Source organism: Borrelia crocidurae, from assembly GCF_000825665.2.
Taxonomy (GTDB): domain Bacteria; phylum Spirochaetota; class Spirochaetia; order Borreliales; family Borreliaceae; genus Borrelia; species Borrelia duttonii.
Map to the genome: position 1 here is coordinate 498,758 of NZ_LN609267.1, position 19,967 is coordinate 518,724.

Sequence of the window (19,967 nt, forward strand, 5' to 3'; positions counted from 1 at the left end):
ACTTATGGGTGTAAGGGGTGAGCTTAAAGAACTTACAAGGTCGTATTTTTATGTTATAGTTTATGGAATACCCGTGATGTTTCTCAGTATTTCCGTTGTGTATATATTGAATTCTCAAGGAGAAACTGTTGTTGCGATGTTTTTGATTTTAGTCGCAAATATTATTAATTTTTTTCTTGACCCAATCTTAATGTTTACTTTGGGTTTAGGTATTGCTGGTGCTGCTTGGTCTACGCTTTTATCTAAATTAATTACAGTTTTATCCTATCTTTTTTTTACATATAGATTAAATTGTGGACTTAAAGTGCATTTTAAAGATATTATTCCAGATATTAATGTAATAAGAAAAATTATTAGTTTGGGATTGCCGGCAGCTTTTGGTCAAGTTATGGCCTCTTTATCTTTTTTGATTTTTAATCATATTGTAATTCAAATTAGTTCCAAATTTTTAGCTGCTTATGGCATGGTAAATAATATTATTTCTTTTTTGCTTCTTCCTGGAATGAGTATTGGTACTGGAATTATTTCAATTGTTGGACAAAATCTTGGTGCAAAAAATATAATGAGAGTAGGAGATATTTTAAAAAAAGGGTTTTTTGTTACTCTAGTAATAATGCTTACCGTTGCATCGTTTATCATGTCTTTTAAAGATGTTATAATAGCGCTTTTTACATTTGATTTAGAAGTTATTAAGTATGCTAATGGTTATTTATCATTGGCAGTTATTGGAACTGTTGGATTTGGTTTGCAACAAGTTTTTTTAGGTGTATTAGTAGGTTCAGGGCTGACAAAGCTGGTTATGATTGTTGTTTGTATTCGTCTTTGGATTATTCGTTTACCAACTGTTTTTATATTGCAATATTTTGGAATTTTGGAAGATTCATTAGGTTATGCTTTTATAATTTCAAACTATTTGGCTTTAATTATTTTATTATTTGTAACTTTAACTAGATATGGACAGATATGCAATAAGAGTAATATGTGAAGTTGTATCGTTGTTTTTGTGAGGCAGTATTTTGTACATACTTTTATTTAATTGAATATTCATAAAAGTGATCTTTTGAATATTAATCTTCTTTTAGAAAGATATAAAATATGTTTTTTTGTTGCTTGTTGACATTGATATTTAAGTTAAATGTTTTTTCTTCTCCTGCTTTAATGCCTTCTTGAATTATATGCCCGGTTTTATTTCCTTTTTTAAAGATTGCTAGTGAGTTTTGCTTTATATCTATTTTTTTGTTGTTTTTAAGAGTGATAATTAATTTGTTTTTTTTATTAGTATTAAATCTTATAATTTCAATTTTTTCTGTATTTTTCTTTATATTAACAATATAAGTAATTTCTCTGCCTGTTTCTTTTGATTTGACATCATTATTTTTGATGCATGAGATATTTATGAAAATAATAAGTATTATGCTATTCTTTAATAGTTTGTATTTTAACTTAAATTGTGACATAGTGTTATATTATCTTAGCCTTTAATATTAATCTTAGATATATTTTGAATTTTAATAATTTAGTTATAGCATTGATTGCTCAATTCTTTTTTATTGACTAATATTTAATATCAATATATTACATATTGACTATATTTTGAATAATGTGTACACTAATGGAGTTGTTAAGAATTCTTTTAGAAAAACACGGTAATCGGGTCAATTTCTAAGAAAATATGTTTTTTTAATAATGGTTTTATTTTATATAATGTTATTATCCTTTAGTAAAGGAACAAATTGGAATTCTTAAGTTAAGAATTTTGAAGAATAGATGAAGATTTAGAGTGCAAATTTTTGGGAGGTGATTCATGGCTAAGGAAATTTTTCAAAGAACAAAGCCACATATGAATGTTGGTACAATAGGGCATGTTGACCATGGTAAGACAACATTAACAGCGGCTATTAGTATTTATTGTTCAAAGGTAAATAAAGATGCTAAAGCTCTTAAGTATGAAGATATTGATAATGCGCCTGAAGAGAAGGCAAGAGGAATAACAATTAATGCTAGGCATATTGAATATGAAACTTCAAATCGACATTATGCCCATGTTGATTGTCCTGGGCATGCTGACTATATCAAAAACATGATTACAGGTGCAGCTCAGATGGATGCTGCAATATTATTGGTTGCTGCTGATAGTGGTGCAGAACCTCAAACAAAAGAGCATTTGCTCCTTGCACAAAGAATGGGAATAAAGAAAATAATAGTGTTTCTAAACAAACTAGATTTGGCAGATCCTGAGCTTGTGGAACTTGTTGAAGTTGAGGTTTTAGAACTTGTTGAGAAATATGGATTTCCTAGTGATACACCAATAGTAAAAGGTTCAGCTTTTGGAGCTATGTCAAATCCTGATGATCCTGAAGCTACAAAATGCATAAAAGAACTTCTTGAAACTATGGATAATTATTTTGATCTTCCAGAAAGAGATATTGATAAACCATTTTTGCTTGCTATTGAAGATGTTTTCTCTATTTCTGGACGTGGTACAGTTGCTACTGGTCGTATTGAGAGAGGTGTTATTAAGGTTGGACAAGAAGTTGAGATTGTTGGAATTAGAGAAACCAGAAAGACAACCGTTACTGGTGTTGAAATGTTTCAAAAGATTCTTGAACAAGGTGAAGCAGGAGATAATGTTGGGCTTTTATTAAGAGGTGTTGACAAAAAAGATATTGAGAGAGGTCAGGTTATTGCTGCTCTTGGTACAATTACTCCTCACAAAAAATTTAAGGCTTCTATATATTGTTTAACTAAAGAAGAAGGTGGAAGACATAAACCGTTCTTTTCAGGATATAGACCTCAATTTTTCTTTAGAACAACAGATGTTACAGGTATGGTTAGTCTTGAGGGTAAAGAGATGGTTATGCCTGGAGATAATGTTGATATTGTTGTTGAGCTTATATCTTCAATAGCGATGGATAAAAATGTTGAATTTGCTGTTAGAGAGGGCGGTAGAACAGTTGCTTCAGGAAGAATTCTGGAAATATTGGAATAGTGTAGGGTTTAGAGATTTTTTGTCTCTAAAGTTTAGGAGAATAAATTGATTACTAAAGATAAGATACGGGTAAGGCTTTTTAGTTTTGATGTTAAGATATTAGATCAGAGTGCTGAGTCTATTGTTAGGGCTGTTCAAAAGTCTAAAGCACAGATTAAAGGTCCAATTCCTTTGCCGACAAAAATAAAGAAGTATACTGTTTTGCGTTCTCCTCATGTTAATAAAAAATCAAGAGAACAGTTTGAAATGAGAACCCATAAGAGGCTTATTGATATTTTAGAGCCTACTTCTGCTTTGATGGACTCTTTGATGAAATTGGAGCTTCCTGCAGGAGTGGAGGTTGATATTAAACAGTAATAGATTTTTAAGTTATGAATTTGAGGTGTTTTAATGTTCGGATTGATTGGAAAAAAAGTTGGCATGACGCAGGTCTTTCAAAGCAATGGAATTGTGGTACCTGTGACGGTGATAGAGTTTGAACCCAATTATGTTATAGGCAAAAAAACAATGGAGAGAGATGGGTATGATGCTCTTATAATGGGTTCTGTCGATCTTAAGGGTTCTAAAGTTTCAAGACCTATAAAAGGTCAATATAAAAAATTAGAAAATATTGAACCTAAAAGATATGTGATAGAATTTAAAGGTCTTAAAGGTTATGATGCTGGTGATGAGGTTGGACTTGATGCTTTTAGGGAGATTAAATATGTAGATATTACTGGTACTACCAAGGGTAAAGGTTTTCAGGGAGCTATGAAAAGACATAATTTTAGTGGTGGTCCATCTTCTCATGGTTCTAAATTTCATAGGCATCTTGGTGGTACAGGTCAGGCTACTACACCTGCTAGAACTTTTAAGGGAACTAAAATGGCTGGCAGAATGGGTGGTGAACAACAAACTATTCAAAATCTTGAAATTGTTTTTATTGATGAGGAAAAAAGAGCCATTTTGGTTAAAGGAGCTGTACCAGGAGTTAAGGGTTCTTTTGTTATTGTTAAAAAGGCAAAAAAAGTAGGTATTTAGTATGGAAAGAAAAGTTTTTTCTAAAGATGGACAAGAACTTAGAACTATAGATTTAGATGATGAAGTTTTCAATATAGATGTTAGTTATGGTTCTATATATAATGCTATTAATAATGAGCTAGCTAATCTTAGAGTTGGGACAGCTTCAACTAAGACTAGAGCTGAGGTTAGAGGTAGTTCAAAAAAGCCTTGGAAACAAAAAGGTACGGGACGTGCTAGAGTTGGAACTAGAAGGAATCCAGTTTGGGTTGGTGGAGGTATAGCTTTGGGTCCAAAGCCAAGGGATTATAGTTATAAGCTTCCAAAAAAAGTTAAACGACTTGCTTTTAAATCTGTTTTAAGTCTATGTGCATCTGTGGATGATAGACTTAAAGTTGTTGAAAATTTTACTATTGACTCAGGAAAGACAAAAGAACTTGCTTTAATAATAAAGAATTTTATAAAAAATAATGGAAGAACAGTTATTTTATTGGGTAATGACGATCAGATGATCAAGAGAGCAGGAAAGAATATAAGAGATTTGAAGATTTTATCTTTTAATAGACTTAGGGTTGTTGATTTATTTTATACTAAAAATTTAATAGCTCTTGAATCTGCTATTAATGGGCTTAATGAGCTTTATGTTAAATAAAATGGATAGTAAGGATGATTTATGAAAGCTTATGATATAATAATTTCGCCTATGCTTACTGAGAAGACTAATATTCAAAGAGAAAATATGAATGTTTATGCTTTTAAAGTGAAAAAACAGGCAAATAAGAAGGAAATTGGTGCTGCAATTAAAGAGCTTTTTAATGTTACTCCAATATCATGTAATTTGCTTAATGTTAAGAGCAAGGTTAAAACAGTTGTCTCAAGAAAAGGTTATCCTATTGGCAGAGGGAAAACTTCTTCATGGAAAAAAGCGTATGTTTATCTTAAAAAAGAAGATAAGATAGATATTTTTTAGTGGTTTTGGAGAAAAAATATGGGGATTAAGACTTATAGGCCAAAAACTTCGTCTTTACGTTATAAGACAACTTTATCTTTTGATGAGTTAAGTAAGGGTAATGACCCTTTGAAGTCTTTAACTAAAGGGAAGGTATCTAGGGCTGGGAGAGATTCTTCTGGAAGAATTAGTGTTAGGAGAAGAGGTGGAGGACATAAGAGACGTTATAGGGAAATTGATTTTGCCAGAAGGGATAAATTTGGTATACCTGCTAGAGTTGCAGCTATTGAGTACGACCCAAATAGAAGCCCTAATATAGCTTTGCTTGTATATAGAGATGGGGATAAAAGGTATATTATTGCTCCAAAAGGAGTTAAGGTTGGTGATATTTTGGAGAGTGGTCCAAATGCCCCAATAAAGATTGGTAATGCATTGCCGCTTGAAAATATTCCTGTTGGTAAGATGGTTCACAACATTGAACTTAATATTGGAAAGGGTGGACAGCTTGTAAGAGGTGCTGGTGGATATGCTATGATTATTGCTTCTGATGGAGATTATGTAACAGTTAAGCTTCCATCAGGTGAAATGAGAATGATTTTTAAGAAGTGCATGGCGACTCTTGGAGAAGTTGGTAATGAAGATTATATGAATGTTTCTATTGGTAAAGCTGGTAAGAGTAGGTGGCTTGGTAGAAGACCTAAAGTTAGAGGTGTTGCCATGAATCCTATAGATCATCCACATGGAGGTGGAGAAGGTAAAACTTCTGGTGGTCGACATCCTGTATCTCCTTGGGGGCAGCCAGCTAAGGGATATAAGACTCGAAAAAAGAATAAGTATTCAGATAAATTTATCGTCAAAAGAAGAAATAATTAGGAGTGTGTAGTGGCAAGATCTATTAAAAAAGGACCTTTTATAGAAAAGAGTCTTTATCAGAAAGTTTTAGCTTCTTCTGGTAAGGAGAAAAGGGTTGTAATTAAAACCTATTCTAGGGCCTCAACAATAATTCCTGAAATGGTAAGTCTTACTATATCTGTTTACAATGGGAAATCTTTTATTCCTGTGTATATTACTGAGGATCTTGTTGGGCATAAGCTTGGAGAATTTTCACCTACAAGAATTTTTAGAGGGCATGCTAAATCAGATAAGAAGGGGAGGAAATAGAGGTTTATGTTTGTGAATAAAAAATATACTGCTAAGGGCAAAAATTTGCCATCTTCTCCAAAAAAGGTGAGACCTATAGCTGATAATATACGAGGCAAGCCTTATAACGAAGCTGTTGCAATATTGTGCTCTATGCCTAATAAAGGAGCTAAACTTTTGGGAAAAGTAGTTAAATCGGCAGCGTCAAATGCTATGTATCATAATAGAAATCTTTCTGAAGATATGATATTTGTAAAGACAGTTATGGTAGATGATGGGAGAAAGCGTAGAAGCATTTGGCCTAGAGCTAGAGGTAGAGCAGATAGGCTTATTAATAGAAGTTGTCATATTTTTGTTGAAGTTTATGAAAAGATGTATGGTGGAGAATAGGATATGGGTCAAAAAGTACATCCTTACAGTTTAAGAATTAAAATTAATAGGGATTGGAAATCAAAGTGGTATTTTGATAAGAAATTATATTCTGAAATTCTTCACGAGGATTTCTTGATAAGACGAGAAACTATGAAATTTCTTAAAGGAATTAAATTTGATATTTCTGATATAGAAATCATTAGAAATAATCTTCAAAGAGTGACTGTAGTAATTTCTACTCCAAGACCCGGTTCTGTTATTGGTGTTAAAGGTGCTAATCTTGAAAAAATTGGTCAATTGTTAACTAGAAAAGTATCTAAAAAAATTAATATTAAAATAAAAGAGATTAAGAAGCCAGAGTTTGATTCACAAATTGTTGCTAATGGCATAGCAAAACAGTTGGAAAATAGAGCTTCTTATAGGAAACTTTTAAAATCTTCACTCTTGTCTTCTATTTCTAAAGGTATCCAAGGTATAAAAATTAAAGTTTCAGGTAGACTTGGTGGGGCTGAGATTGCTAGAAGTTTTGAAGTTAAAGAAGGACGAATTCCTTTGCATACTCTTAGAGCAAATATAGATTATGGTTTTGCCGAAGCTTACACAACTTATGGTGTTATTGGTGTTAAAGTTTGGTTATTTAAGGGCGAAATTTTAGGAAAGCAAATCAATTCAGATGCGGGACAAGTAATTAATAGGAAACCTTCAAAAGATAAGGTTGAGCGTTTTGATAAGGGTAAAATCGATGATAAGGGTAGAAAGGTTGTAAATGACGATAAATTTTCTAGAGAGAAATTAGAAATTGGATCTAGATCTAAGAATGATTTTAAAAATAAAAATGATTCTGATGTCTAGAATTTTAAGGAGCGTTAGATGTTAAGTCCTAGAAAGGTTAAATATAGGAAAAAACAAAGGGGAAGACTTTCTGGAGAGGCTCAGAAAGGTAACGAAATATCTTTTGGGGAATATGGGCTAGTTTCTCTTGAGGCAGATTTTATTACTGCAAGACAAATTGAAGCAGCTCGTGTTGCTATGACTCGTAGGGTTAAGAGGGGAGGTAAGGTGTGGATTAGGATATTTCCAGATATACCTTATACTAAAAAGCCAGCTGAAACTAGGATGGGGAAAGGTAAGGGAGGAGTTGATCATTGGAATGCTCCTGTAAAACTTGGTACTGTTATGTTTGAAATGTCTGGTGTACCTAGAGAACTTGCTGAATCAGCTATGATGCTTGCTAGTTCTAAACTTCCAGTTAAGACTACATTTGTGGTAAGACGAGATTTGAGGTGAGTTATGTTAAAAAATTTAAAAGATCTTACTCTTGAAGATATGAAAGCAAAAAGATTAACTTTAAAGAAAGAATATATGGATTTAAGATTTAAGACTGTAGTTGGGCATGTTGAGAATCCTTTAAAAAAAAGAGAGCTGAGGCGAGATATTGCAAGGCTTAATACGATAGTTCATGAGTATGCAATAGGTATTAGGAAGGTTTAAGTGTTATGGCAAGGGAAAATAAGAAAGAACTGATTGGAAAGGTTGTTAGTGATAAAATGAGCAAAACAGTAGTTGTTGAGATTGTTCAAAGGAAAATGCATCCTATCTATCATAAGTACTTAAAAGTTAGCAGAAGAGTTAAGGCGCATGATGAGAGAGAGGAATCGAAACTTGGTGATAAGGTGAAAATTGTTGAATCCCGACCTATTAGTAAAGAGAAAAGATGGAGACTTATTGAAATTTTGGAGAGATCAAAATAATTTCGATTATTTTTATATTAGAAATACAGAGATAGAGGAGATTAATTATGGTACAGATGCAGACATATTTAACTGTTGCTGATAATACAGGTGGTAAAATAGCACAATGCATAAAAGTTCTTGGTGGAAGCAAGAGGCGATATGCTAAGGTTGGAGACATAATAGTTATTGCTGTAAAGCAAGCAATTCCTAACTCTCCTGTTAAGAAAGGAGATGTGCATAAAGCCGTAATTATTAGAACGTCTAAAGAGATAAGACGTAAGAATGGCACTTATGTTCGATTTGATGACAATGCATGTGTTATACTTGATGCTAATTTAAATCCAAGGGGTAAGAGAGTGTTTGGACCCGTTGCAAGAGAGCTAAGGGATGCTAATTTTATGAAAGTTGTCTCTTTGGCGTCAGAGGTAATATAAGGGGCTATTTATGAAAACAAAGTTGAGAGTTGGTGATAAAGTAAAGATCCTTTGTGGTAAAGATAGAGGTAAAGTTGGTGAAATTGCTAGCATAGATAGAAAAAAGTTTAAAGTGACTGTTAAGTCTTGTAATATGATTAAGAAGGTTATAAAGGCAAGAACGCCTCAAGAGAAAGGAAAAATAATTGATAAGGAAGCACCTATGGATATTTCAAATGTGATGTTATTTTCTAATGGTGTGATTTCAAGAGTAGGAATTAAATTTGAGAATAATGAGAAAAAGAGGTATCTTAAAAAAAGTGGGGAGAATGTTTAGATTATGAGTTATATTCCTGAGTTGAAGAGGCGTTATAGAGATAATATTGTAAAAGAACTTGTTAGCGAATTTCAATATAAATCTATTATGCAAGCTCCAAAAATAGAAAAAATTGTTGTTTCTATGGGTGTAGGTGATGCTGTTAAGAATAAAAAGCTTTTAGATTCAGCTGTTATGGAACTTAGTCAGATTACTGGACAGAAAGCTGTAAAGACAAAGGCTAAAAAAGCTATTTCTGGATTTAAGATTAGGCAAGGTCAAGAAATAGGTGCTAAAGTTACACTTCGTGGTAACATGATGTATGAATTTTTATATAAGCTTGTTAATTTAGCATTGCCTCGTGTTAAAGATTTTAGAGGTATAAATGGCAATGCTTTTGATGGGAATGGCAATTGTTCTTTTGGAATAGCAGAGCAAATAATATTTTCTGAGATAGATTATGATAAAATAGAGAGGATATCTGGGTTGAATGTTACAATAGTAACCACGGCTTTAAACGATAAGGAAGGTAAAGCTTTGCTTGCTAAGTTTGGTATGCCATTTAGTAATTAAAGGAGTTTTTATTTATGGCTAAAAAATCAATGATAGTTAAGGCCTTACGAAAGCCAAAATATAAAACGAGACAAAAAAATAGGTGTAAGTTATGTGGACGTCCTAAGGGCTATATGAGAGATTTTAGTATGTGTCGTATATGTTTTAGGAATCATGCATCTGCAGGATTGATTCCTGGTGTCTCAAAGTCAAGTTGGTAAGGAGAATTTATGGCTGTTACACATTCAGTGGGAGATATGTTAACTAAGATAAGAAATGCGAGCATGGTGAAACATGAGTCTGTAGATTTAAAGATGTCTAAGATAAATAGGTCTATATTAGATATTCTTAAGGAAGAAGGATATATTAAAAATTATAATATTTTTGATAAAAAGGGTATTCCTTTTATTAAGGCAATGTTGAATTATGATGGTAAGAGAAATCCGGCTATAAATAGAATAGATGCTATTTCAACTCCTGGGAGAAAAGTTTATTCTTCATACAAAAATATGCCAAGAATCAAAAATGGGTATGGCATATTGATAGTGTCGTCTTCAAAAGGTGTTATTACTGGCAAGCAAGCCAAAGATAATAAAGTAGGTGGTGAGCTAATCTGCTCAGTTTGGTAAGGTTAAGAGGTAGGTAAATATGTCACGTATTGGTAAACTTCCTATAAAGATCGCTGATTCTGTTAAAGTTGATATTAAGGATAATTTTATAACAGTTGAAGGTAAGAGAGGTAAATTAAGTCAAGAGATAAATAGTAGCATTCGGGTTAAAATTGAAGACAACAATATTATTGTTGAGAGAGCTTTTAATGATAAACAGACAAGAGCTTTTCATGGACTTTATAGAAGCTTGATTTTTAATATGGTTAAGGGAGTATCAGATGGGTTTTCAAAATCTCTTACTATTAATGGTATAGGATATAGGGTTGAACAACAAGGTAATAGTCTATTTTTTAATTTGGGATACTCAACTCAGTTTGAATATGTAATTCCTGAAGGAATTAATATTCGCCTTGATGGTAATACTAAAATTGCTGTTGAAGGTATAGATAAATGTAGGGTTGGCCAGGTTGCTGCAGAGATTAGAAGCTTAAAAGTTCCAGAGCCTTATAAAGGTAAGGGAATTAAATATGATAATGAAGTAATCAGACGAAAAGTAGGAAAATCAGGAGTAAAGAAGTAGGTTTTAGGTGAATTTTTATGAAAAAAGTGAAAGAAGCTGAAAAAAGAAATATAAAGCGTAAAAAAAGAATAAGAGATAGAATTGGATTTGGTGTCGCAGAGAGACCGAGAGTTACAATTTTCAAATCTAATAAATATTTTTATGCTCAAGTCATTGATGATATAGTAGGTCATACTCTTGTAAGTGTTTCTACTATTGAAAAGGAGCTTAGTTTGAACAAAAATATTAGTGATGTAAAGAAACTAGGTGAAGTTCTTGCAAAAAGACTAAAAGATAAAAATATCAGTAAGCTTATATTCGATAGAAATGGTTATAAATATCATGGGCTTATTGCAGGTTTTGCAACTGCTTTGCGTGAAGCTGGTATTGATGTTTAGGGGGAATTATAGTGGAATCTCAAGTTCATAAAAAGCAAATAGAAAAATTAATATCACTAAATAGAGTTACTAAAGTTGTAAAGGGTGGGAGAAGATTTTCTTTTTCTGCATTTATGGTTGTTGGTGATGGTGAGGGTAAGGTTGGCTGGGGTTTTGGAAAGGCTAATGATGCTAGTGATGCAATAAAGAAAAGTTTAACGAATGCTAGGAAAAATTTAAAAACCGTTCCTATTAAAAAAGGTACTCTTCCTAATATGGTCATTGGAAATTTTAAGAAGGCTAAGGTTTTAATTAAGCCTGCAACTCAAGGTACTGGTATTATTGCGGGTGGGCCTGTTCGTGCTGTCATGGAAGCTTTGGGAGTACATGATATTTTAAGTAAATCTCTTGGTTCAAATAATTCTATGAATGTAGTAAAAGCAACTTTTAAAGCATTTGAGTTAGTGTTAGATGCTAGGAAAATAGCTCATATAAGAGGTAAGACTTTAAGAACGTTATGGAGTTAATATATGATTAAGAGAAAATTGCGACTTCAGCTTAAGAAAATTAGATTTAAAGCTGCAAGGTCTAGATTTAAAAATAAGGCTTTTATTAAAAGAATGGAATATAATAGAGAAGTTATTGCTAAGAGTGATATTAAGGTTGAAGTTGAACTTAGGAGAAGTCTTATTGGAAAATCGGATAGTAAAGTGAAGACATTAAAGGCTTTAGGTCTAAAGAGAATAGGAGATAAAAGAATTCATATTTTAAATAAATCTCTTCAGGGAATGCTTAATAGTGTAATTAGCATGGTTTTTATAAGTGAGGTGACAGATGATTAAGCTAAAGAGACCTTTAGGGGCTAATAAATCTAAAAAAATTGTTGGTAGAGGTCAAGGATCTGGTCTTGGTAAAACTTCTGGTAGAGGACAGAAAGGACAAAAAGCTAGAAATAGTTCACCAAGGATTGGCTTTGAAGGAGGTCAAACTCCTCTTTATAGAAGACTGCCAAGGCGAGGCTTTTCTAATCATGATTATAAGATAAGATATGAGATTGTAGGACTTGGTGATATAGATAGAAAGTTTGAAACTGGTGATTTAGTAAATTATGATACTTTATTTCAAAAAGGGCTTGTAAATAAAAATAAAAAAAATATTAAGATTTTAGCTAATGGTGAACTTACTAAAAAGGTAAATTTTGAAATTTCTCGTATTTCAAAATCTGCTGAAGAGTTGGCAACAAAAATTGGCTGCAGTATAAAATTGATCTAGAATGGTAATGAAATGAAAGGTTTGTTTTTAAATTTATTGACGATTAAAGATTTAAGGAGCAAATTTTTATTTACTCTATTTATTCTTTTTATTTTTAGAGTGGGTTCATATTTGCCAATTCCAGGAATAGATCCTGTGGCTCTTAGAAGTTATTTTAAATCTCAATCGGATTTTTCAATTACTAATTATTTTGATTTTTTCTCAGGTGGTGCTTTTAGTAATTTTTCCATATTTATGCTTAGCATAGGTCCTTATATTTCAGCATCAATTATTATCCAACTTCTTGTTTATTCTTTCCCTTCTTTAAAAAAAATGCAAGAAGGGGATAATGGACGGAAGAAAATAAAAAAATATACGAAATATTTAACTATTGTTGCAGCAATGGCTCAAGGATATGCTACTAGTCTTTATGCTAAGAGTATTCCAGGGGCATTGAATATACCTTTTTATAGATATATTTTTGTTGCTATTTTGACAGTTACTACTGGTACTTTTGTTCTTTTATGGCTTGGAGAACAAATTAATCAGAGAGGAATTGGAAATGGTGTGTCTTTAATAATATTTTCAGGGATAGTAGTGAGATTGCAGGCAGCTTTGTTTAATTTATTTCAGAGTATGAGAGATCCATCTCAAAATATTAATCCTGTTTTTGTAATATTAGTGTTAAGTATTTTTATTTTGGTTGTTATATTAATTATATATGAATACAAAGCACAAAGACGTATTTCTATTCATTATGCTAGGGCAAATTCAAAAAATACTGTTAGTTCATATTTGCCAATTAAGCTTAATCCTTCAGGTGTTTTGCCTGTTATTTTTGCATCTGTACTTATTACTTTACCTTTGCAAATTTTAAGTGGATTTGCTGGTACTTCTGTTCTATCAAGACAAATTTTATCTTATTTAAGACCTAATGGGCTTTATTATACGTTGTTGAACGTATGTTTAATAATAGGATTTACATATTTTTATTCCAAAATACAATTAAGTCCAAAAGATATAAGTAATAATATTCTAAAGAATGGTGGTACTATTCCGGGTATCAAGGCAGATGAGATGGAAGCTTATTTGGATAAAATTATGAATAGAACATTATTCTCAGGCTCTATTTTTTTATCCATGATTGCAATTATTCCTTTTTTAGTGCAAAATATTTTTAGATTTCCTTATGATGTCTCAAGAATTATGGGTAGTTCTTCGTTGCTTATCATGGTAGGAGTAGCGCTTGATACATTAATTCAGATTGATGCATATTTAAAGACTCAAGGATTGTCACGTGGGCCTGGTAAAAAATATGCATTTTTACAGAAAATTTAGGAGTGATTTATGAAAGTTAGGGTTAGTGTCAAGCCAATTTGTGAAAAATGTAAAGTAATAAAGAGGAAAGGTGTTTTAAGAATTATTTGTGATAATCTTAAACATAAGCAAAGACAAAAATAAGGGGAAAAAATGGCTAGAATAGCAGGAATAGATTTGCCAAATAATAAGCAACTTCAAATTGCTCTTACTTCTATCTATGGAATAGGAAGATCTAGAGCTTTAGAAATTTGCAAAAAAACAGGTATTTTGCCAGAAAAGAGAGCTAAAGATTTAGACAATGAAGAAGTTAATAAGCTTAGAAAGATAATTGAGAGTGACTATGTTGTTGAAGGAAAGCTTAGAAGTGAATTAGCTATGTCTATTAAAAGGCTTATGGATATTGCATGTTATAGAGGACTTCGGCATAGAAAAGGGTTGCCCTTAAGAGGTCAGAGAACCAAAACTAATGCAAGAACTAGGAAAGGAAAGAGAAAAACTGTGGCTAATAAAAAGATAGCTGCTAAATAAGGTTGTTTTATTGATGGAGGAGGGAGAAATTTGAGTGCGAAAGTATCAACTAATAAAAGAAAGGTAAAAAGAAGTATTGGTGAGGGTAATGTTTATATACAGGCTACTTTTAATAATACAATTGTAACTGTGTCAGACATAAGAGGAAATACTTTAGCTTGGGCAAGTGCAGGTGGAATGGGCTTTAAAGGTGCTAAAAAGTCAACCCCTTATGCTGCTCAAATGACAGCAGAGGCAGCTTTAGGAAAGGTAAAGGATTTTGGTATTAATTATGTTCATGTTTTTGTTAAAGGTCCAGGAATTGGTAGAGAATCTGCCATACGAGCTGTTGGATCATCAGGTATCATTGTTAAGTCAATCTCAGATGTTACTCCAATACCACATAATGGGTGTAGACCCAAAAAAACCAGACGAGTTTAGTTAGAGGAGCTATTAATGTCTTTAGGAAAGCTTTTAAAAGATTTTACTATACCTGATAGGATTGAATTTGTAAGGGGAGAGGATGATGGCTCTTATGGAAAATTTATAATATATCCTTTTGAGAAAGGTTTTGGTGTTACTATTGGAAATACTTTAAGACGTGTATTATTGTCTTCTATTGAGGGATATGCTATTTCGGCTATGAGAATTCAATCTAATCAAGAAGAGTCTTTAAAGATTGTTTCAAGTGAATTTGATTTAATCCCTGGAGTTATGGAAGATACTCTTGAAGTAATTGCTAATATTAAAAATGTTCATTTAAAGTTGGATGAAGGAGTTACAAATACAACAATAAATCTTTCTGTTAATGGGAAGGATAATAATGTTTTAAAAGCAGGTCATCTTGAAAGAGAAGGTGTTGAAGTTTTTAATAAAGATTTAGTTATTGCCACACTTTCAAGTGATGCAAATTTAGATTTTGAATTTCAAGTTAATTATGGAAGAGGATATGTTTCTTCTGAACAAAATGCAAAATATTTAGAAGAAGTTAATACTATTGCTCTTGATTCTATATTCTCTCCAATAGAAAAAGTAACATATTCTGTTGAGGATACTAGAGTTGGACAGAGATCTGATTATGATAAACTTGTTATGGAAATTTGGACAACAGGTGTAATGAGTGCTAAGGATGCAATTAAAAAGGCAGCTTCTGTAGTAAGAGAGTTTTTACTTCCATTAGTTAATTTTGAAGATAAAGTTATTCATTCTGTTGATTATGCTGAATTTAGAGATTCTGACATACTTAGTATGAATGTTGAAAAATTAAATTTGTCTGTTAGATCTCTTAACTGTTTAATTAAGGAAAATGTTAAGACTTTAGGGGAACTTATTAGCAAAAGTCCTGTAGAGCTTTCAAAGGCAAGAAATTTTGGAAAAAAGAGTTTAGAAGAGATAGTTGAAAAGCTTAATGCTTATGGGTTATTTTTGGGAATGTCTAAGGTAGAAGCTCTTAAAGTATTAAGTAAACACGATAAAATATCTCATTAAAAGGGAGATCATTTTTATATGAAGACTAAGGTAGGATTTAATAGATTAGATAGAAAATCAAGTCATAGAAAGGCGCTTTTAAAAAATATGGTAATTTCTCTTTTTAGGCATGAGAGAATAACTTCTACTAAGGTAAAATTAAGTGAAGTTAGAAGATTTGCTGAGAAGTTAATTACGAGAGCCAAAGTTGATAGCGTGCATAATAGGAGAGAAATATCAAAATTTATACATGATAAGTATATCCTTAATAAATTATTTACTAAAATTTCCCCTATCTTTAAAGAAAGAAAGGGTGGTTATACTAGGGTTATTAAGCTAGGACAAAGGTATGGAGATGCAGCTGAAATGGCAATTCTGGAACTAGTGGATAAAACCTTAGGAGAAAAGTAATATTCTTTACATATTAAGTTAATCCTTTTAAAGGGTTTATGCTTATTTGTTTGGTGGAATAGGGGGGTAATTGTATGTCATATATTACTTTTTCTTCTATTCTTGCTGGTGTCCTAGGTGTTATATTAGGTTTTATAATAAGAATTATTTTAGGTAGATTTTCTTTATTAAATTTAGATAAAAAACTAAAGAAGGTACAAGAAGAAGCAATCTTAGAAATAGAAAATGAAAGAAAACGAGTTATTTCACATGCAAAATCTCAGATGCTTAAAGATAAAAACCAGCAAGATAGGGAAATAAGAGAGAGAAAAAATGAGGTTTTTAATTTAGAAAAAAGGTTATTACAGAGGGAAGAAACCTTAGATAAAAGAATAGCAGCCCTTGATAAACAGCAAAGTAGAATTGATTTTAAACTTAAAGAATTTGAACAGAAAGAAAAAATAATACGTGAGAAAGAATTATCTCTTGTTAAAAAAATTGAAAATATTGCTGGTCTTACAAAAGATGAAGCAAGAAAGATTGTAATTGAAAAGGTTGAAAATGAATCTAAAAGGGATGCTCAAATTATTATTAATAAGTCTGAACAAGAGGCTCAGCTCTTAGCAGATAAAGTGGCTAAAGATATATTAGTGTCTACTATGCAACGCATAGTAACAGAAGTTAGTTCTGAGTTTACAGTAACTTCTGTTGAACTTCCTAATGATGAGATGAAAGGTAGAATCATTGGTAAAGAAGGGCGTAATATTAGGGTTCTTGAAACATTAATAGGTGCAGATATTATTATTGATGATACTCCAGAGGCTGTTGTGATATCTTGTTTTGATCCAGTAAGAAAAGAAGTAGCAAAAAGAACTCTTGAGAGGCTGATTTCAGATGGTAGGATTCACCCTGCAAGAATTGAGGAGATTGTTTATAGTGTTACTAATGAGATTAACAATATTATTCTTGAGGAAGGTGAAAGGGCAGTATTTGATTTAAATATACATGGATTTGATAAAAGACTGATTAGAGGTCTTGGAAGACTTTATTTTAGAAGCAGTTATGGTCAGAATGTTTTAAGTCATTCAAAAGAAACAGCTATAATTGGAGAAATTTTAGCTAAAGAGATGAAGTTGGATCCTGTTGTTGTCAAAAGGGCATGTCTTTTGCATGATATTGGAAAAGGAATGGAAAGTATTTCTGAGAATAGTGAGGGACATGCTATTACAGGTGCTGAACTTGCTCAGAGCTGTGGTGAGAGTGATATTGTTGTTAATGCTATTGCTGCACACCATAATGAAATAAAACCTGAGAGCTTTGAGGCTATAGTTGTTCAAATAGCTGATGCTATTTCTGCATCGCGTCCTGGTGCAAGACGTGAGAGCTTGAATAATTATATAACAAGACTTAAGAGACTTGAAGAGATTGCTTATGGATTTGCAGGTGTTCAAAAATGTTATGCAATTCAGGCGGGTCGTGAAGTTAGAATCATTGTTGACAATTTGTTGGTTAATGATGAGAAAGCTACTATGCTTGCAAGAGATATTGCAAAGAAGATAGAAGTTGAAATGCGATATCCTGGAAAGATAAAAGTTACTATTATTCGTGAGACCCGGGTTATTGAATATGCAAGATAGTGATGTTATTAGGACTTTAATAGTTGGAGATATTGTAGGCAATGGAGGACTTAAGAAGATTTTCTTCCATCTTAAGAGTCTTAAGGATAAGTATAATATAGATTTGACAATTGTTAATGGAGAAAATTCTTCTGGTGGTTTTGGGATTACTCCTGAGATAGCTGAAAATCTTTTTAAAACAGGTGTGAATGTGGTTACTACGGGTAATCACATTTATGCTGATCCGAGTATAAGGGAGTATTTAAATAAACAGGAATATATATTAAGGCCAAATAATTTTTCAGATTTACTTGAGGGACATGGTCATTGCATTTTAAATGTCAAGGGTGAAAAAGTTGCTGTTATAAATATTCAAGGATTTTTGGGAATGACTTTTATTGTGAAAAATCCTTTTGAAAATGTAAAAAAAGTTATAAATATGATTAAGAATAAGGTTAAGACGATTTTTGTTGATTTTCATGCTGAGAGTAATTATGAAAAGGAAAGTTTTGGATATTTTTTAAATGGATTGGTAACGGGAGTTGTTGGTACTCATACACATATAATGACTTGCGATGAGAGAATCTTGGATAAGGGTACTGCTTATATTACTGATCTTGGTATGACTGGTAGTTTAAACTCTGTAATAGGCTTTAACCCTGAAATTTCTCTTAAAGGGTTACTTGAATATATTTCTTTGCGAACAGAAACTGTTGAGGAAGATGTGATTATACAGGGAGTTGTTATTACTTCTCATTTATACACAGGACGTGCTTTGAAAATTGAGAGAATACAAAAATAGCTTGCTTAATGTTCTTTGTAGGAATTATCCAAGTTTAACAAGAGATGAATTGAGAATCTTAATTGTAACAGGTAGAGTATATGTTAATTCTCACAAGGAAAAAAATCCTAAAGTTTTAGTATTAAAAAATAGTAAGATAGAGCTGGTTGAGAGCAAATCTAAACAGTTTGTTTCAAGAGGGGGAGATAAGCTTTTTGAAGCTTTAGAGATATTTAAAATTGTGGTTAAAGATAAAATTTGTGTTGATGTTGGTGCTTCAACCGGTGGTTTTACGGATTGTCTTTTGCAGGAAGGTGCAAAGTTAATTTATGCAGTTGATGTTGGATTGAATCAACTTTCTTATAAATTAAGAATTGATCCAAGAGTTAAAGTTTTTGAGAAAACTAATATTTTTAATATTAAAAAATTTGACATTCAACCTAATTTAGCCGTTATTGATGTGTCTTTTAGATCTGTGATTAGCATATGTGCAAATTTAATTGATAAGCTTTCTGATAAACTTATTATTGCGCTTGTTAAGCCTCAATTTGAGCTTAAAGATTTAGATTTAAATATTAAGGGTTTTAATGGTATAGTTGAACATAAATATTTAAATGAAATATTAAATAAGGTTGTTAAAAAGTTTTATGATAATTATTTACAAATTAAGGGCATATTAAAACTTACAACCAAAGGTCGCAAAGGAAATCAAGAATTTATGTTTTTAGTTTCTAAAAATAGTGGAGTGAATTTGATGCAATCATTGGCATTTCTTGATGATATTGATTTTTAATATTTAGCAAGTTTTGTATTATCTAGTACTCCTGAAAAGTTTAAATTTAGATCTTCAAGTATTATTGGATTGTTTTCAATGTTTAAAGTTATTCCTTTGATACCTTGAATTTCAAGACATGTTGAAATAATTTGTTTTACTTGGTTAATTATTCCTTCTATTCCAAAACTATTTTCATAAAATTCCTTTGATAAATTAATATGAGCAATACCCTCATTAACACTCAAATTTAATATTTGAGTGTTAATAGGAATTAGGCTTAGAAAATTATTTTTAAGTTCATATTCATTTGGTCCATTAAATAGTGCTTTTAATGTTTTCTCAAGAATATTTTTATCGTAATGAATATTTCTTTTGACACCTTGTTTTAAGAAATGTCCTTCAGAAGTGACTTTAATAAAGTGTAGTTTAACTTCTTTTTGATTTTGTAAATGTTTGTGTTCTTGCTCTTGAAGCTCTTCTTTGATTTTTTTTATTTCGGGCGGTTTTATTAAAAATTTTTCATTATTAAGCATTTTTATAGTTTCACTTTTTGTATTGTCTATCTTTACTTCTATTTCCTTAGGTTTTGCTTTGAGAAGTTCAAAATTGTTGTTAATTTGTTCATTGTTGAATATATTGTTAAGTAGCGAACTTTTAATTATTAGCAATAAGCATATTGTTGTTAAAAATATGGCAAATAATATTAAAAATATATCTACTTGATTAAAGTTGCTTGTTTTGCGTCTGATGTTCTTTTTTTTTCTTATCAATTGAATATCCGCTTGTAATTGGCATAAAACTATAATATTTGCTATTATAATATAAATATCCACATAAAGGAAGAGGTAGA

34 protein-coding genes are annotated in these 19,967 nt (G+C 31.5%); 32 read left to right on the forward strand and 2 right to left on the reverse strand.

Going from position 1 to position 19,967, the window contains the following annotated elements:
• Positions 1–985 (forward strand): MATE family efflux transporter (locus tag BN1173_RS02430; protein WP_040236389.1); only part of this gene is annotated, 985 nt, incomplete at its 5' end.
• Between the two features lie 82 nt (positions 986–1,067).
• Here BN1173_RS02430 and BN1173_RS02435 read toward each other — a convergent pair.
• Positions 1,068–1,457, reverse strand: a complete 390-nt coding sequence (locus BN1173_RS02435) for a hypothetical protein (protein ID WP_014696329.1) — start codon at positions 1,455–1,457, stop codon at positions 1,068–1,070.
• A gap of 347 nt (positions 1,458–1,804) precedes the next feature.
• On the opposite strand from BN1173_RS02435, the gene tuf reads away from it, so the two are divergent.
• The 31 genes from tuf (at position 1,805) to BN1173_RS02590 (ending at position 19,135) form a co-directional block, all read left to right on the forward strand.
• A complete protein-coding gene (tuf, locus tag BN1173_RS02440; RefSeq protein ID WP_040236392.1) occupies positions 1,805–2,989 on the forward strand; it encodes an elongation factor Tu in 1,185 nt (394 codons plus the stop codon).
• Positions 2,990–3,034: 45 nt separating this feature from the next.
• Positions 3,035–3,346: a 30S ribosomal protein S10 gene (gene rpsJ, locus BN1173_RS02445; protein WP_011772424.1), complete on the forward strand. Its 312-nt coding sequence runs from the start codon at positions 3,035–3,037 to the stop codon at positions 3,344–3,346.
• A 33-nt stretch (positions 3,347–3,379) separates the two neighbouring features.
• Positions 3,380–4,009 (forward strand): 50S ribosomal protein L3, encoded by a 630-nt coding sequence (gene rplC / locus BN1173_RS02450; RefSeq protein ID WP_012538232.1) that lies wholly within the window; start codon positions 3,380–3,382, stop codon positions 4,007–4,009.
• 1 nt (position 4,010) lies between these two features.
• Positions 4,011–4,640, forward strand: coding sequence for a 50S ribosomal protein L4 (gene rplD / locus BN1173_RS02455; protein WP_014696331.1), 630 nt, complete (start codon positions 4,011–4,013; stop codon positions 4,638–4,640).
• A gap of 21 nt (positions 4,641–4,661) precedes the next feature.
• Entirely contained in the window at positions 4,662–4,958 is a 297-nt protein-coding gene (gene rplW, locus BN1173_RS02460; protein WP_012538234.1) for a 50S ribosomal protein L23, read from the forward strand.
• A gap of 18 nt (positions 4,959–4,976) precedes the next feature.
• The gene (rplB, locus tag BN1173_RS02465) at positions 4,977–5,810 is read left to right on the forward strand and encodes a 50S ribosomal protein L2 (RefSeq protein ID WP_014696332.1); all 834 of its coding nucleotides are present in this window, start codon (positions 4,977–4,979) and stop codon (positions 5,808–5,810) included.
• Positions 5,811–5,819: 9 nt separating this feature from the next.
• Positions 5,820–6,098: a 30S ribosomal protein S19 gene (rpsS, locus tag BN1173_RS02470; RefSeq protein ID WP_012538934.1), complete on the forward strand. Its 279-nt coding sequence runs from the start codon at positions 5,820–5,822 to the stop codon at positions 6,096–6,098.
• Between the two features lie 6 nt (positions 6,099–6,104).
• Positions 6,105–6,467, forward strand: a complete 363-nt coding sequence (gene rplV, locus BN1173_RS02475) for a 50S ribosomal protein L22 (protein ID WP_012538237.1) — start codon at positions 6,105–6,107, stop codon at positions 6,465–6,467.
• Between the two features lie 3 nt (positions 6,468–6,470).
• Positions 6,471–7,301: a 30S ribosomal protein S3 gene (gene rpsC, locus BN1173_RS02480; RefSeq protein WP_014696333.1), complete on the forward strand. Its 831-nt coding sequence runs from the start codon at positions 6,471–6,473 to the stop codon at positions 7,299–7,301.
• Positions 7,302–7,319: 18 nt separating this feature from the next.
• Positions 7,320–7,736, forward strand: a complete 417-nt coding sequence (gene rplP / locus BN1173_RS02485; protein WP_014696334.1) for a 50S ribosomal protein L16 — start codon at positions 7,320–7,322, stop codon at positions 7,734–7,736.
• A gap of 3 nt (positions 7,737–7,739) precedes the next feature.
• Complete coding sequence (gene rpmC / locus BN1173_RS02490) at positions 7,740–7,940, forward strand: 50S ribosomal protein L29 (protein ID WP_014696335.1); 201 nt, start codon at positions 7,740–7,742, stop codon at positions 7,938–7,940.
• A 5-nt stretch (positions 7,941–7,945) separates the two neighbouring features.
• Positions 7,946–8,200 carry a 30S ribosomal protein S17 gene (gene rpsQ / locus BN1173_RS02495; protein WP_012538241.1) on the forward strand — a complete coding sequence of 85 codons (255 nt, stop codon included), beginning with the start codon at positions 7,946–7,948 and terminating at the stop codon, positions 8,198–8,200.
• A gap of 47 nt (positions 8,201–8,247) precedes the next feature.
• On the forward strand, positions 8,248–8,616 hold the full coding sequence (gene rplN, locus BN1173_RS02500; RefSeq protein ID WP_012538242.1) for a 50S ribosomal protein L14: 369 nt from the start codon (positions 8,248–8,250) through the stop codon (positions 8,614–8,616).
• Between the two features lie 10 nt (positions 8,617–8,626).
• A complete protein-coding gene (rplX, locus tag BN1173_RS02505; RefSeq protein WP_012538243.1) occupies positions 8,627–8,932 on the forward strand; it encodes a 50S ribosomal protein L24 in 306 nt (101 codons plus the stop codon).
• 3 nt (positions 8,933–8,935) lie between these two features.
• Complete coding sequence (rplE, locus tag BN1173_RS02510; protein WP_012538244.1) at positions 8,936–9,484, forward strand: 50S ribosomal protein L5; 549 nt, start codon at positions 8,936–8,938, stop codon at positions 9,482–9,484.
• Between the two features lie 14 nt (positions 9,485–9,498).
• Positions 9,499–9,684: a type Z 30S ribosomal protein S14 gene (locus BN1173_RS02515; protein WP_012538245.1), complete on the forward strand. Its 186-nt coding sequence runs from the start codon at positions 9,499–9,501 to the stop codon at positions 9,682–9,684.
• A 9-nt stretch (positions 9,685–9,693) separates the two neighbouring features.
• Positions 9,694–10,092 (forward strand): 30S ribosomal protein S8, encoded by a 399-nt coding sequence (gene rpsH, locus BN1173_RS02520; protein ID WP_014696336.1) that lies wholly within the window; start codon positions 9,694–9,696, stop codon positions 10,090–10,092.
• Positions 10,093–10,111: 19 nt separating this feature from the next.
• Positions 10,112–10,654, forward strand: coding sequence for a 50S ribosomal protein L6 (gene rplF, locus BN1173_RS02525; protein WP_012538247.1), 543 nt, complete (start codon positions 10,112–10,114; stop codon positions 10,652–10,654).
• Between the two features lie 17 nt (positions 10,655–10,671).
• Positions 10,672–11,031 carry a 50S ribosomal protein L18 gene (gene rplR / locus BN1173_RS02530; RefSeq protein ID WP_014696337.1) on the forward strand — a complete coding sequence of 120 codons (360 nt, stop codon included), beginning with the start codon at positions 10,672–10,674 and terminating at the stop codon, positions 11,029–11,031.
• An 11-nt stretch (positions 11,032–11,042) separates the two neighbouring features.
• Positions 11,043–11,537: a 30S ribosomal protein S5 gene (gene rpsE, locus BN1173_RS02535; RefSeq protein WP_012538249.1), complete on the forward strand. Its 495-nt coding sequence runs from the start codon at positions 11,043–11,045 to the stop codon at positions 11,535–11,537.
• 3 nt (positions 11,538–11,540) lie between these two features.
• Positions 11,541–11,852, forward strand: a complete 312-nt coding sequence (gene rpmD / locus BN1173_RS02540; RefSeq protein WP_012538250.1) for a 50S ribosomal protein L30 — start codon at positions 11,541–11,543, stop codon at positions 11,850–11,852.
• Positions 11,845–12,282, forward strand: a complete 438-nt coding sequence (gene rplO / locus BN1173_RS02545; protein ID WP_014696339.1) for a 50S ribosomal protein L15 — start codon at positions 11,845–11,847, stop codon at positions 12,280–12,282. Before rpmD ends, rplO begins: the two co-directional genes overlap by 8 nt.
• A 12-nt stretch (positions 12,283–12,294) precedes the next feature.
• Positions 12,295–13,599 (forward strand): preprotein translocase subunit SecY, encoded by a 1,305-nt coding sequence (secY, locus tag BN1173_RS02550; RefSeq protein ID WP_012538252.1) that lies wholly within the window; start codon positions 12,295–12,297, stop codon positions 13,597–13,599.
• Between the two features lie 9 nt (positions 13,600–13,608).
• Entirely contained in the window at positions 13,609–13,722 is a 114-nt protein-coding gene (rpmJ, locus tag BN1173_RS02555; RefSeq protein WP_002557090.1) for a 50S ribosomal protein L36, read from the forward strand.
• A 9-nt stretch (positions 13,723–13,731) separates the two neighbouring features.
• Complete coding sequence (gene rpsM, locus BN1173_RS02560; protein WP_012538253.1) at positions 13,732–14,109, forward strand: 30S ribosomal protein S13; 378 nt, start codon at positions 13,732–13,734, stop codon at positions 14,107–14,109.
• Between the two features lie 30 nt (positions 14,110–14,139).
• Positions 14,140–14,529 (forward strand): 30S ribosomal protein S11, encoded by a 390-nt coding sequence (rpsK, locus tag BN1173_RS02565; protein WP_012538254.1) that lies wholly within the window; start codon positions 14,140–14,142, stop codon positions 14,527–14,529.
• A 15-nt stretch (positions 14,530–14,544) separates the two neighbouring features.
• Positions 14,545–15,576: a DNA-directed RNA polymerase subunit alpha gene (locus BN1173_RS02570; RefSeq protein ID WP_040236395.1), complete on the forward strand. Its 1,032-nt coding sequence runs from the start codon at positions 14,545–14,547 to the stop codon at positions 15,574–15,576.
• A gap of 18 nt (positions 15,577–15,594) precedes the next feature.
• Complete coding sequence (gene rplQ / locus BN1173_RS02575) at positions 15,595–15,966, forward strand: 50S ribosomal protein L17 (protein ID WP_040236396.1); 372 nt, start codon at positions 15,595–15,597, stop codon at positions 15,964–15,966.
• Between the two features lie 74 nt (positions 15,967–16,040).
• The gene (gene rny / locus BN1173_RS02580; protein WP_012538944.1) at positions 16,041–17,582 is read left to right on the forward strand and encodes a ribonuclease Y; all 1,542 of its coding nucleotides are present in this window, start codon (positions 16,041–16,043) and stop codon (positions 17,580–17,582) included.
• Positions 17,572–18,363: a TIGR00282 family metallophosphoesterase gene (locus tag BN1173_RS02585; protein WP_014696341.1), complete on the forward strand. Its 792-nt coding sequence runs from the start codon at positions 17,572–17,574 to the stop codon at positions 18,361–18,363. The genes rny and BN1173_RS02585 overlap by 11 nt, the downstream gene beginning before the upstream one ends.
• Positions 18,344–19,135: a TlyA family RNA methyltransferase gene (locus BN1173_RS02590; RefSeq protein WP_040236397.1), complete on the forward strand. Its 792-nt coding sequence runs from the start codon at positions 18,344–18,346 to the stop codon at positions 19,133–19,135. Before BN1173_RS02585 ends, BN1173_RS02590 begins: the two co-directional genes overlap by 20 nt.
• Here BN1173_RS02590 and BN1173_RS02595 read toward each other — a convergent pair.
• Positions 19,132–19,893, reverse strand: coding sequence for a GerMN domain-containing protein (locus BN1173_RS02595; protein ID WP_180338389.1), 762 nt, complete (start codon positions 19,891–19,893; stop codon positions 19,132–19,134). The genes BN1173_RS02590 and BN1173_RS02595 overlap by 4 nt on opposite strands.
• Positions 19,894–19,967: the final 74 nt, after the last annotated feature.